Genomic DNA, 12,894 nt, shown 5'->3' on the forward strand with positions numbered 1-12,894 from the left:
TAGGGGGCGCCGTGCCACAGGCTCAGTGCGGACTCCAGGGTGCGGCTGGCCGCCTTGTACTGGCCCTCCAGGAGCAGCCGGCGGCCGTCGCGCAGCAGGCGCTCGAACCGGCAGGCATCGATGAGTTCGGGGTCGATGGCGAGGATGTATCCGGAGGATTCCCGGCGCAGCACCCGGTTGCGGCAGCGGGGCGGGCTATTGGGTTCCAGGACGCGGCGGAGATTGGAGACATAACTGTGCAGGGTGGCCATGGCGGCGGCGGGTGGATTGCGCGGCCACACCGCCTCCAGCAGCCGCTCGGGTGGCACTGATTCGCCGGGGGTGAGCAACAAGGCGGCCAGCACGGTCCGTTGCCGGGCCGGCCCCAGGTCCACCGGGCGCTGTTGCGCCCGGACCGTCAACGGCCCAAGAACACTCATATAAAGCCCGGCGGTTAAGGACATGACACTTTCCTCCGGTTACTTCGGTGACGGTTGCCGATGCGCGGCAGGAGGTATCACCCATTGTGGGGCGACCCGCCCGCTTCCGTACAGGACGATCAAAGCGCAGCTTCGTTGCATATCCAAGACCCCGTGCGCCCTTGACGGTGATCCCCGGCCAACTGCCGGTCACCTGGAACGGACCATTCGGGGGCGGGCGGTGAGGAGGAGACGCGGGCTGGTTACCCACTCACAGTTGCCGGTGGGCGGTCCGGGTTAAACGTGACCGGGGACACGTGTCCGTCCGGTCCCGGGGAGGGGTGGCAAGGCCACAACCGGGGAAACCCGGCCCGCCCTGCCCGGGCGCCCCAGGGGCCCCGGGAGTCCAAGTGCGTTGACGGCCTTGCCGGTTCGTCACGGCGGCGCTGTCACCCAGGGGGACCGCGGGGTTACCCAGCGATCACCTTCCGGGGGTCGTCCGGCCGGGCGGGCGGCCAGAAATCCTCAAGCGGTATCCAAGACGCCTTCAAGCCGGCGCCGCGGCCCCTGACATGAGGCCCCGACATGAGGCCCTGGCATGGGCCGCCGGACATACGGCGCCGGGCGGGCCGTGGTCCGGCCCGCCCGGCGGAAAGCGGAAAAGATTGGGGCTGCTCCTCAGTTGACGCCCGGTACGCCCCTGACCGGCAGCTGCCCGCCCGTCGGCAGCCCCTTGACCGGCAGCCCGCCCACCGGCTGGTCCAGCGCGGCCGACCTGGCCGTCTCGCCCAGGATCTCCCGCGCCGAGCCCACCGTGTCACCGGCGGCCCGGCGCACCGCGCCACCGGTCTTGCGTACCGCCGTACCGCCGGTGCGCCCGGCGGTGGGGACTGCCCGCCGGAGTGCGTTGCCGCCCGTCTCCCCGACGACACTGGTGGACTTCTGGGCGACCCCGTCCACCGTCTCGCCCAGGTTGCCGGGATCGACCGCGGCCAGCGTTCCCAGTTCCGACAGCTTCGGCAGCACGGCCGCCTGGGCCGTGTTCGCCGACCCCAGGCCGACGGCGGCCGCGGCCAGGGTGACCGCGGTAAGGACTCGTCGCATCAAGGCTCCTCAACCAGTCGCAGAGATGGCTCTCCCGGGAGAAGAACGACCGGCGCGGGGAGCGGACACGTAACGTATGCACGTTTCGCGACCGGTGCGTCACGCTGCGTACCGTTGATCACCCTTGCCGGGGGCCGCACTTGGGGGTTCCAGGCCGCGCACATGTAGTTTTGCAGCTGGTCACCACCCGACGCGCGCAGCCGTTACGGCGCCGCCAAGCCGATACGAAGGACCCCCGCCCATGCCCTATGTGCGCCACTGGTTGCGCAACTCCGTTCTGCTGTTCGCGGTAGCGCTGGTGCTCGGGTTGATCGCCGCGCACACTCATGCGATCCAGCCGCACGATCTGAGCCTGGACCGTACGATCCAGACCAATCTGCGCACGGGCTGGCTGAACGACGTCATGAAGGGCGTCAGTTATCTGGCCTCCCCGACGGCCGGTGTGATCGTCCTGGTGGTGTGGACCGGCTGGCTGCTGTTCATCCGCCGCCGCCCGGCCAAGGCGGTGGCCACCTTCCTGGTGGTGGCCATCGGCTGGAACAGCACCCAGATCGCCAAGGCCATCGTCGCCCGGCACCGGCCGCCCACCCAGTTCTCGCTGGACCCGGAGATCGGCTCCAACAGCTTCCCCAGCGGCCACACCGCCTTCACGGTGGCGGCGGCGGTCGCCGCGTACTTCCTGTTCCGTGAGTCGCGTCACCGCCGCACCGTCGCCGTCTGCGGGGTGCTGGCCGTGCTGCTGGTGGCCTTCTCCCGGCTCTACATCGGCGCCCACTACCCCACCGACACCCTGGGCGCGGTGCTGGTGGCCGGGTCGGCCATCATCTTCGTCACCGGTGTCTGGCACGCCTGGGTGCTGCCCAACCTGGACCGGCTGCCGCTGCTGGACCGCTTCGGCCTGGCCGAGGAGCGGGCCGGGGCGCAGGCCGCCCAGGGCGGCGGCTACCCGGGCGGCTACCAGGGCGCCGTGCCGGCGCCGGGGCGCGGTGGACGGCACCGCAGGCGGGCCGGCCGCTGAGCGGTGGGCTTTCGGCGGAAGGGCCGGGCGGATACGCCCGGCCCTTCCGTATTTCTGTAACGCGTTCTACCGTGTGCGCCGTTGTCTGCCGGGACGAACCCTGGAGGGCCCGTGCACCTGGACTACACCCCCGAGCAACAGCGGCTGCGCGCCGAGCTGCGGAGCTATTTCGCCGGTCTGGTGCCCGAGGGGGCCTTGGCCCGGCACACCGACCCGGCCGAGCAGAAGCGCTTCTACCGGCGGACCATCCGCCGGCTGGGGGCGGACGGGCGGCTGGGGATGGGCTGGCCCAGGGAGTACGGGGGCGGCGGGCTCGGCCCGATGGAACAGTTCATCTTCTTCGACGAGGCCGCCCAGGCCGGGGTGCCGCTGCCGCTGATGGCGCTGAACACCGTGGGCCCCACCCTGATGCGCTTCGGCACCGAGGAGCAGAAGGCCTACTTCCTGCCCCGGATCCTGGCCGGGGAGATCGATGTCGCCATCGGCTACAGCGAGCCCGGCGCGGGCACCGACCTGGCCTCGCTGACCACCCGCGCCGAGCGGCGGGGCGACCACTATGTGGTCAACGGGCAGAAGATCTGGACCACCAACGGCGACACCGCCGACTGGATCTGGCTGGCCGTGCGCACCGCCCCCCAGGCGCCCCCGCACAAGGGCATCAGCATCCTGCTGGTGCCCAGCACCGCCCCCGGCTACTCCAGCACCCTGATCCACACCCTGGCCTCGCATGACACCACCGCCGGCTACTACCAGGACGTCCGGGTCCCGGTGGGCAACCTGGTGGGCGCCGAGAACGGGGGCTGGCGGCTGATCACCACCCAGCTCAACCATGAGCGGGTCACCCTGGCCGCGCACGGGGCCGGTGCCATCAGGGCGCTGCGGGAGGTGCGCGACTGGGCGGCCGCCACCAAGACCGCCGACGGCCGGAGGGTGATCGACCTCGGCTGGGTACGCGGCCTGCTGGCCCGTACCCATCTGCGGCTGGACGCCATGAAACTGCTCAACTGGCGCATGGTGGACGCCATGCGGCGCGGGGCGCTCACCCCGCAGGACGCCTCGGCCGTCAAGGTCTACGGCTCCGAGGCCCGGCGCGACGCCTATGCCTGGCTGCTGGAGGTGCTGGCCGCGGCCGGCCCCCTGAAGGAGGGCTCGGCCGGGGCGGTGCTGCACGGAGAGCTGGAACGCGGCTACCGCAGTGCGGTGGTCTTCACCTTCGGGGGCGGCAACAACGAGATCCAGCGCGAGATCGTTTCCTGGCTCGGGCTGGGGATGCCGCGGGTGCGCCGCTGATCTCAGGAGGCCCAGGCGTACTGCGGCGCCAGAGTCGTGCGCACCCCCAGCTCGGCGGCCGCGCGCCGCGCCCAGAAGGGGTCGCGCAGCAGCTCACGGCCCAGCAGCACGGCGTCCGCCTGGCCGTCGGCAAGGATCTTCTCGGCCTGGCGGGGCTCGGTGATCAGACCCACCGCGCCGGTCGGCAGCCCCGCCTCCTGACGGATCCGCTGGGCGAAGGGCACCTGGTAGCCGGGGCCGACCGGGATGGCCGCCTTGGGGGCGATGCCACCGGTGGAGACGTCCAGCAGGTCCACCCCATGGGCGCGCAACTCGCCGGCCAGGCGCACGGTGTCGTCGGCGGTCCAGCCCTGGCGCGGGTCCTCCGGGTTCTCGGTCAGCCAGTCGGTGGCCGAGGTGCGGAAGAACACCGGAAGTTCGTCCGGCCACTCGGCGCGCACCGCGTCCACCACCTCGAGCGCGAAGCGGATACGGCCTTCGAAGGAGCCGCCGTACTCATCGGTGCGGTGGTTGGAGTGCGGGGAGAGGAACTCATTGATCAGGTAGCCATGGGCGCCGTGCACCTCCACCACCTCGAAGCCCGCCGCCCGGGCCCGGCGGGCCGCCGCGGCGAACTGCCCGACGATGTCCTGGATTTCCTGCTTGGTCAGTTCCTGGGGGAGCGGGTGGCCCTCGTCGAACGGCAGCGGGCTCGGCCCCAGGGTCTGCCAGCCCTCCGCGGAGTCCAGGGGCCGCCCGCCCAGCCACGGCCGCTCGGTGGAGGCCTTGCGCCCGGCGTGCGCTATCTGGATGCCGGGGACGGTGCCCTGCTGCTTGAGGAAGGCGGTGAGGCGGCCCAGGGCCGCGGCCTGGTCGTCGTTCCACAGGCCCAGGTCTCCGGGACTGATCCGGCCCTCGGGGCTGACCGCGGTGGCCTCCACCAGGATCAGGCCGGTGCCACCGGTGGCGCGGGCGGCGTAGTGCGCAAAGTGCCAGTCGGTGATGGCGCCCGTGGCCGGGCCGGCGGGCTCGGCCGAGTACTGGCACAACTCCACCGGGGGTGGCTCCACTTTATAGCCCAAGGGTGTCTCACCTGCATCGCCGCAGCTCAGGCAGGCTTTCCTGGGGCCAGATCGATGTGCCGGTGTGGTCAGCTTCGACCAGGTCCACTCGGATGCATGCTGACCCTTTGCTGACTTATCTGATGCCTCGTCAGGTTGTAGGGATGAGTGTGGAGGCGATCCGTCCGCCCGCCGCCCCCTCTGGCAATGAGCTAGTACGAAGGGTGTCGTATTTCGAAGATCTCCGTAGTACGGTGGGTCCCGTACAAAGCGCGGCCGAGTTGGCTGCCAGATGAATGGAGTCCTTTGTGAGCGCCCTCTACGAGCCGTTTCGGCTTCGGTCGTTGACCATCCCCAACCGGGTTTGGATGTCCCCCATGTGTCAATACAGCGCAGAGGCGTCCGGAGCGGATGTCGGCGTCCCAGGGGATTGGCACTTCTCCCACTACGGTGCACGGGCTGCTGGTGGTACTGGTCTGATCCTGGTGGAGGCCACTGCTGTCTCCCCGGAAGGCCGGATCAGTCCCTGGGACTTGGGAATCTGGAACGACAGGCAGTCAGCAGCGTTCCGGCGGATCACCTCCTTCCTCAAAGAGCAGGGCACGGTGCCTGGTGTGCAGCTTGCTCACGCCGGCCGCAAGGCATCGACGGCTGCGCCGTGGAATGGCGGCGCCCCCCTCGGTCCGGAAGCGCATGGCTGGCAGCCGATCGCGCCGAGCCCGCTGCCTTTCGCTGACGGGCACCCGATTCCGGACGAACTGACGGTGGAGGGAATCCAGCGGGTGATTCAGGACTTCGCTGCCGCGGCCCGGCGGGCGCGGGATGCGGGATTCGAGGTGGTCGAGCTGCATGGCGCCCACGGCTACCTGATCGGCGAGTTTCTTTCTCCTCACTCCAATCACCGCACCGATGCCTACGGAGGCTCCTACGAGAACCGGACGCGTTTCGCGCTGGAGGTCGTGGACGCGGTGCGAGCTGTTTGGCCCGAGGAACTTCCGGTCTTCTTCCGCATTTCCGCGACCGACTGGCTTACGGAAAACCCTGATGACGAGCGCGAGGGCTGGACGGTCGAGGACACCGTGCGGTTCGCCGCTGACTTGAAGGCACATGGGGTTGACCTGCTGGACGTGTCCACAGGCGGCAACGCACCGAAGGCCCGTATCCCCACTGGACCTGGTTATCAGGTGCCGTTCGCGGAGCGGGTCAGGGCCGAGACCGGACTTCCCGTGGGTGCCGTCGGAGAGATCACCGAAGCGCGACAGGCTGAGAAAATCATCGAGAACCGCCAGGCGGACGCCGTACTGATCGGTCGCGAGCTGCTTCGCAACCCCTACTTCGCACGGCATGCCGCGCGTGAACTCGGCGGCGAAATAGCCGATCCGGTCCAGTACCACTGGGCCACCTGAACGGGGATGCCTCCACGCGGGCCCGGAAGTCCTGCAGCACAGCCACCCGCGCCGAGCGGACCGCCGATGGGGAGCAGCGTCGGACGCGGGCCTTCGGCCTGTTCCCGGTTGCGCATCAAGTGGAGTGCGGGGCGGCGCTCAAGAGGGTGGCACAGGGCTTCTGGCCTGCGGTCTTGCGCGTGCGCATTAGTGCATTGTGGGCGTTGCAGGCGATCTCCTGACGCTGAAATGACGCCTGTTTGCGCTCACTTGATGACTCGTGCTGATGGGCTGTCAGGCCCTTTTTGACGCTGGTCAGGCACCTGACGGCCGAGGGAATTACCCCCACGGGTGCGGGGACGACCGCTCCGCAGGCAAGTTCCCCAGGCTCCGGCACCTGTGGGCCGACCAGGGCTACCGCGGCCGCGACTTCCTGGCGGGCATCCGCGAAACCCACGGGATCACCATCCAGGTCGTACAACGCCGGGACGCCGGCTTCCGGCACACCTGGGCCCCAGCCGGTGCCCCGCCGCGGGAGGTGCCACTGTTCGCCGTGGTTCCGCGCAGGTGGGTGATCGAGCGCAGTTTTGCCTGGCTGGGACGCTACCGGCGACTCGCCAAGGATTACGAGTACCGCCTCGGTATCTCCGAAAACGCCGTTTACCTGGCCACCATCATGCTCTTGCTCCACCGGACAGCAGCAAGAACCGTGCCAAGGCCCGGACAGGTGAAGTCGCCGGCAGGCGAGCGGTTGTCGGATCGGATTGCGCTCGGGGTGCTGACCCAGGCGTTCCCGCCAGAGTTGGTGGACGAGGTGATCGCGGAGTGCGGCCGGGCCGAGCAGTGTCACCGACTGCTGCCGGCCCGGATGGTGGTCTATTTCGTGCTGGCGATGTGCCTGTTCTCCGGGCAGGGATATGAGGAGGTCGCACGGCTTCTCACTCGCGGGCTGGAGCGCATGGGCCGGTGGACGGGGACGTGGCGAGTGCCGACCACCGCGGCGATCGGCCGGGCTCGGAGCCGCTCAAGGCCCTGTTCACCAGGGTGTGCCGGCCGGTGGCGACCGAGGACACGAGCGGATCGTGGTCCCGGGGCTGGCGGCTGGTCGCCGTGGACGGCACCACCTTCGACGTGCCCGACACCGAGGCCAACGCCGCCTTCTTCGGACGTCCCGACGTCAGCCGCGGGCAGGAGAAGAGCGCCTACCCGCAGGTGAGGGTGGCCGCGCTGGTCGAGCGCGGCGCGCACGCGGTCTTCGCGGCCGAGGCGGGACCGCTGGCCGTCCATGAAACCGAGCTGGCCCAGCGCCTGTTGAGCATCGTTGATGCCGGGGATGCTGCTGTTGGCCGACCTGGGCTTTCGCGGCTTCGACCTGTGGCGGGCCGCCGCCGCGACCGGCGCCGACCTGCTGTGGCGGGTCAAGAACGACGCCGTTCTGCCGGTGCGGACCCTACTGGAGGACGGCTCCTACCTCTCGGAGATCGTCGCCGCGAGGGACAAGAACCGCCGCGCGGACCCGACCTGAGTCCGCGTCATCGAGTACACCCTCGGTCGCGACGGCAGCGGCACGGTATACCGGCTGATCACCACCGTCCTCGCCCCGAAGGCCGCGTCGACCACATCGCTGGCCGCGCTGTATGCCCAGCGGTGGGAGATTGAGAGCACACTGGACGAGATCAAGACCCACCAGGGCGGGCCCCGCCTCGTCGTGCGCTCCCAGCACCCCGGCGGGGTGGAGCAGGAGATCTTCGCCTTCCTGCTGGTGCATCACGCTCTGCGGGACCTGATGCACCAGGCCGCCCGGCAGTCGGACCAGGACCCCGACTGGATCTCCTTCACCCGCACCCTGCGCATCATCCGCCGCCATGTCACCGACCAGGCGGCGTTTTCCCCCCTCCCGAATGGCCCGGGCCCTAGCCACGGCCCTGTGTGAGATCCGCGAACGTCCCCTGCCCCCGCGCCGGTTGCGCTCCAGTCCCCGCGTCATCAAACGCAAGATGTCCAACTGGAAACTCAAACGCAGCGAGCAGCGCGATCCCCCCAGCCGGACGCTCCCCGCGTGAACCTGGTCGGGCCGACCAAGACCAGACCGGCCCGCCGGAACACCCACAGACCAGCGAGAGAACCGTGGGAGTTGATGTGGGCGAACATCAGGGGCGAGAGGCGGGCGACGTCTTCGGCGCGCACGTGGTGCGGCCTGTTTGTCGTCGGCCGGGGGCTCGAAGCGCGTGACGTGGCCGCAGTCGACGAGGGCTTGGGCAAGGGTGGTCTTGCCGGAGCCGGTGATGCCCACCAGCAGCACCGCCACCGATAGACGCGCTCCGTCACGTCGGTCTCTTGCCTCTCGCCGGGCCCGTTGGATTGCCCGCTTGTCGTGGTCCTGGGCCACGACTCGTGCGGGGCCGTTGCCGCTGCCCGCGCCGCCGTCGATGGGGGCGACGTGCCGGGTGGCTTCGTCCGGGACGTTGTCGAGCGGGTGACGCCGAGCGTGCTGGCAGCCCGGGCCGCCGGACGCGAGAGTGCCGATGAGATCCTTGCCGGGCATGTCGAGCACACCGTTGACCTGCTGCTGGGCCTCTCACGAGTCCTGGCGGAGAGGGTGGCAGCCAGCCGCCTGGCTGTCGTGGGTATGTCGTACCTGCTGGCCGATGGCACCGCACGACTGGTCGCATCCCGTGGTCTGAGCGGGGCTGCTGCCGCGGCACAGTAGACAGGGCGGGGGTCCCCGCGGCGGGGCCACGGGTACACGCGGGCCCGTACCCGTCCCGGAGGTGGGCAGGAGCCCGTCTTCGTGTCGTCTCAGTTGCACGATCTGTCCGGGTCGTGCAGTTTCCGGGGTTTCCCGCACTGTGTGGCTCAGCGCCCGGACAGCTTGCGCAGTGGCCGTCACATCGACACATGAATGCGCTATCGGACTTCGGGCGGAGTCCTGTCCGTCCAGAGGATGACGCTGCTGTCGGGCGCGTCGCACTTGCGGCTGGTACCGATCCGGTGCTTGGGAGCGACGGCCGGGCTGACCTGCGAGATCGAGAATGGTGACTTCGTCCTTTCCGTTCCTTGTAAAGACGCCCCCGTAGGAGTTTTGGTGTCGCTCGCCGCTGTTCCCCGTTCCGCCTTCCCCGCTCGCGCCGCCGAGGCCGTCGCTGCCTGTGCCACGGATCTAAGCAAGGTCTACGGTCAGGGTGAGACCCGGGTGGTTGCGCTGGACTCCGTCAGCGTGGAGTTCGCCCGGGCGCGGTTCACCGCGATCATGGGTCCGTCCGGCTCGGGGAAGTCCACGCTGATGCACTGCATGGCCGGGCTGGACTCGGTGACCGGCGGCTCGGCCCGGATCGGCGACGTGGAGCTGGCGCAGCTGAACGACAAGCAGCTGACCCGGCTGCGCCGGGACCGGGTCGGCTTCGTCTTCCAGGCGTTCAATCTGCTGCCGACGCTGACCGCGCTGGAGAACATCACGCTGCCGATGGACATCGCCGGCCGCCGCCTCGACCGGGAGCGGCTGGGCCGGGTCGTGGAGACCGTGGGCCTTGCGAGCCGGCTCGGGCACCGGCCGGCGCAGTTGTCCGGTGGCCAGCAGCAGCGGGTCGCCGTGGCGCGGGCACTGGCCGCCCGGCCGGAGATCATCTTCGCGGACGAGCCGACCGGCAACCTCGACTCCCGTTCCGGCGCCGAGGTACTGGGCTTCCTGCGGCAGTCGGTGCGGGCGATGAACCAGACCGTGGTGATGGTCACCCACGACCCGGTCGCGGCTGGCTACGCGGACCGGGTGGTCTTCCTCGCCGACGGCCGGATCGTGGACGAGCTGTACGAGCCGACCGCGGACGCCGTCCTGGACCGGATGCGGCGCTTCGAGGCCGCGGGTCGTACCAGCTAGCCAAGCCGAACCCGCTCGCCAAGGACCGGTCGAACCAGCAGGCCGGACCAGCCGTCGCTGGCCGCGCCCCTCCCCGCCCCTTACCCAGGACTGACACCACCACCATGCTCCGCACCGCTCTGCGCAACCTTTTCGCGCACAAGGCCCGGCTGATGATGACCGCGCTCGCGGTCCTGCTCGGCGTCGCCTTCGTCGCCGGCACCCTGATCTTCAGCGACACCGTCGGCGAGGCCACCAAGAACGCCTCGTCCCGCAACCTCAAGGATGTGGCCGTCTCCGTCCAGGCCCGCGCCACCGACAGCCCTGACGGACCGCGCCAGGACAGCCGGTGGGCCACCGCCCTGGACCAGCGGGTGGCGGACCGCATCCGTGCGCTGCCCGGCGTGGCCGGTGTGAGGACCGACGTCACCGGCGAGGCGACCCTGGCCGCCCGTGACGACGGCCGTCCGGTTGGCAACAGCGGGCAGAACCAGGTCGTCAACTACCTTCCGGGCAAGGACGGTTCGGACCCGCGCTATCCGCTGGTGCGCGGCCGGGGTCCGGCCCGTGCGGACGAGATCGCGCTGGCCGAGTCCACCGCGAAGGCTGTCGGATACCGCCTGGGCGACACTGTGCGGCTGGCCACGGACGGCCCGGCGCTGGAGAAGAGGCTGGTCGGCATCGTGGCGACCGACGACCCGGCGGTGAACGCCGGTGGCAGCCTGGCGCTGCTGGACACCGCCACCGCGCAGAAGCTGTTCCTGCATCCGGGCCAGTTCAATGAGCTGCTGGTCGCCGCCCGGCCCGGCACCGACCAGGCGGCGCTGGCCGCCGAGGTCCGCCGGCTGCTGCCCGCCGAGGATGCCTGGGTCGCAAGTGGTGACGAACTCGCCGCCCAGCAGGCGCAGATGCTCGCGCAGAAGAACCGCACACTGAGCCGGACGCTGCTGGTCTTCGCCGGGATCGCGCTGTTGGTCGGCGTCTTCATCATCGCCAACACCTTCACCATGCTGATCTCCCAGCGCAGCCGCGAGATCGCGCTGCTGCGCGCGGTGGGTGCCTCACGCCGCCAGGTGGTGCGCTCGGTGCTCATCGAGGCCGGCATGCTGGGGCTGGTCTCCTCGGCCGCCGGGCTCGCGTTCGGTGCGGGGATCGCGGTGGGACTGCGGTCCTTCCTAGGCGCCCAGGGCGCCGGCTTCCCGGACGGGCCGCTCGTCATCAGCCCGACCGCGGTGCTCGCTTCGCTGGCCGTGGGCGTCGTGGTGACCGTGCTGGCAGCCTGGCTGCCGTCCCGCAAGGCGGCACGCATCGCACCCGTTCAGGCGCTGAACACGATCGACGCACCGCCCGCCATGCGCAGCCTGGCGTGGCGCCACACCCTCGGCGCACTGCTCACCGCCGCCGGCATCGCGGTGATGCTCGTAGTCTCCACGCTCAAGGGCACCGACAACCTGCCGCTGGCCATGGCGGGCTCGGCGCTCACCCTCATCGGTGTGATGGTTCTGGCTCCACTGCTGTCCCGCCCCCTGATCTTTCTTGCCGGTCTCGTCACCACCCGCCTGTTCGGCATTAGCGGCAAGCTCGCCAAGGACAACGCGCTGCGCAACCCGCGGCGCACCGCGGCCACCGGCTCCGCGCTGATGATCGGCCTCACCCTGATCACGGGCCTGACCGTGGTGAGCCACTCCGCCCAGCGGGCCGAGGACAAGATGGCCACCACCGGCCTGCTGGCCGACTACATGATCAGCACCCCCGAGTCCACCGGCCTGGACACCAAGCTGTCCCAGAACGTCGCGAAAATCCCGGGCGTCACGGCGATGACCCCGATGCGCGCGGCGACCTACACCACCAACGCCGCCGCATCCGGTCCCGGCGGCGGCTTCGGCCGACTGCGCGGCAGCGACCTCGACCAGATCGACAAGGTCACCCAGCTCACCTTCGTCCAGGGCTCACTGGAGGCGGTCAAACGCGAGCGCGACGCGATCGCGGTCTCGCAGAGCAGCGCCAGGAAACACGGCTGGCGTGCCGGTGACACCGTGACCGTGGAATTTCCCGGCCAGGGCACCAAGCCGACGGCGCTGCGGATCGGCGCCGTCTACCAGGACAACCCGGTGCTCGGCGACTCCTTCGCCTCCACCACGCTCGTCGACCCGCACCTGCACTGGCTCCGCAACGACACCCTCCTGGTCAAGACCGACGCAGGCGCATCACCCGCACTGGCCCGGCAGATCCGGAAGGCGCTGGGCGACAGCCCGCTGCTGAAGATCCAGGACCACGACGATCTGCGCAAGGAGATCGCAGGCCAGATCGACACCGCGGTGTACATGATCTACGGGCTGCTCGCGATGGCCGTCGTCATCGCCGTGGTCGGCGTGGTCAACACCCTGGCCATGTCGGTCTTCGAACGGACCCGCGAGATCGGGATGCTGCGCGCCATCGGCCTGGACCGCCGCCAAATCAAGCAGATGGTCCGGCTGGAGTCGGTGGTCATCTCGCTCTTCGGCGCGGCACTCGGCATGGGTCTGGGCATCTTCCTGGCCTGGGCCGGCGGACAACTGCTCAGCAACAGCGAGTCCTTCAAGGCATACGAGATGGCAATGCCCTGGGAGCGACTCGGGCTGTTCGTACTGATCGCCCTGATCGTCGGGGTGCTGGCCGCAGTCTGGCCGGCCCGCCGAGCCGCCCGGCTGAACATGCTTCAGGCCATCGGCACCGAGTAGACCTCCCAAAACGGACCAACGACGCGGTGTGGCGCACGCGACGGTGCACCACACCCAACGAGGCAACGCCTGGCAGGGGAGGAATC

At 69.9% G+C, this 12,894-nt stretch carries 8 protein-coding genes and 3 pseudogenes; 8 read left to right on the top strand and 3 right to left on the bottom strand.

Annotated elements, in window-relative coordinates:
• Positions 1–443, bottom strand: a 443-nt coding sequence (locus CV755_RS08580; RefSeq protein ID WP_193553377.1) for an AfsR/SARP family transcriptional regulator, incomplete at its 3' end; no start/stop codon positions are given.
• A gap of 633 nt (positions 444–1,076) precedes the next feature.
• The gene (locus tag CV755_RS08585) at positions 1,077–1,502 is read right to left on the bottom strand and encodes an ATP-binding protein (protein WP_109279587.1); all 426 of its coding nucleotides are present in this window, start codon (positions 1,500–1,502) and stop codon (positions 1,077–1,079) included.
• Between the two features lie 241 nt (positions 1,503–1,743).
• Between CV755_RS08585 and CV755_RS08590 the strand changes: the two genes are divergently transcribed.
• The gene (locus CV755_RS08590; RefSeq protein ID WP_109279588.1) at positions 1,744–2,520 is read left to right on the top strand and encodes a phosphatase PAP2 family protein; all 777 of its coding nucleotides are present in this window, start codon (positions 1,744–1,746) and stop codon (positions 2,518–2,520) included.
• A gap of 111 nt (positions 2,521–2,631) precedes the next feature.
• Entirely contained in the window at positions 2,632–3,810 is a 1,179-nt protein-coding gene (locus CV755_RS08595; protein ID WP_109279589.1) for an acyl-CoA dehydrogenase family protein, read from the top strand.
• Between the two features lie 2 nt (positions 3,811–3,812).
• On the opposite strand, the gene CV755_RS08600 is transcribed toward CV755_RS08595, so the two are convergent.
• The gene (locus CV755_RS08600) at positions 3,813–4,871 is read right to left on the bottom strand and encodes an NADH:flavin oxidoreductase/NADH oxidase (protein ID WP_241561061.1); all 1,059 of its coding nucleotides are present in this window, start codon (positions 4,869–4,871) and stop codon (positions 3,813–3,815) included.
• 287 nt (positions 4,872–5,158) lie between these two features.
• On the opposite strand from CV755_RS08600, the gene CV755_RS08605 reads away from it, so the two are divergent.
• The 6 genes and pseudogenes from CV755_RS08605 to CV755_RS08630 all read left to right on the top strand — a co-directional run bounded on the left by CV755_RS08605 (position 5,159) and on the right by CV755_RS08630 (position 12,808).
• Positions 5,159–6,256 carry an NADH:flavin oxidoreductase/NADH oxidase gene (locus tag CV755_RS08605; protein ID WP_109279747.1) on the top strand — a complete coding sequence of 366 codons (1,098 nt, stop codon included), beginning with the start codon at positions 5,159–5,161 and terminating at the stop codon, positions 6,254–6,256.
• A gap of 265 nt (positions 6,257–6,521) precedes the next feature.
• Positions 6,522–6,867 (top strand): annotated as a pseudogene (locus tag CV755_RS35925) (transposase); the annotation flags it as partial.
• A 77-nt stretch (positions 6,868–6,944) separates the two neighbouring features.
• A pseudogene (locus CV755_RS08615) lies at positions 6,945–8,168 on the top strand (IS4 family transposase).
• A gap of 423 nt (positions 8,169–8,591) precedes the next feature.
• Positions 8,592–8,945 (top strand): annotated as a pseudogene (locus CV755_RS08620) (carbonic anhydrase); the annotation flags it as partial.
• Positions 8,946–9,320: 375 nt separating this feature from the next.
• On the top strand, positions 9,321–10,109 hold the full coding sequence (locus CV755_RS08625; protein WP_277751790.1) for an ABC transporter ATP-binding protein: 789 nt from the start codon (positions 9,321–9,323) through the stop codon (positions 10,107–10,109).
• Positions 10,110–10,213: 104 nt separating this feature from the next.
• Positions 10,214–12,808 carry an ABC transporter permease gene (locus tag CV755_RS08630; RefSeq protein ID WP_109279592.1) on the top strand — a complete coding sequence of 865 codons (2,595 nt, stop codon included), beginning with the start codon at positions 10,214–10,216 and terminating at the stop codon, positions 12,806–12,808.
• Positions 12,809–12,894: the final 86 nt, after the last annotated feature.

The sequence above is a fragment of the Streptomyces orinoci genome (assembly GCF_003121295.1).
In the GTDB taxonomy this organism is placed as follows: Bacteria; Actinomycetota; Actinomycetes; order Streptomycetales; family Streptomycetaceae; genus Streptomyces; species Streptomyces orinoci.

What these genes read in the sequence shown, in the direction of transcription:
- CV755_RS08585 (WP_109279587.1), bottom strand. Translation starts at nt 1,502, where the DNA reads ATGCGACGAGTCCTTACCGCGGTCACCCTGGCCGCGGCCGCCGTCGGC.
- CV755_RS08590 (WP_109279588.1), top strand. Translation starts at nt 1,744, where the DNA reads ATGCCCTATGTGCGCCACTGGTTGCGCAACTCCGTTCTGCTGTTCGCG.
- CV755_RS08630 (WP_109279592.1), top strand. Translation starts at nt 10,214, where the DNA reads ATGCTCCGCACCGCTCTGCGCAACCTTTTCGCGCACAAGGCCCGGCTG.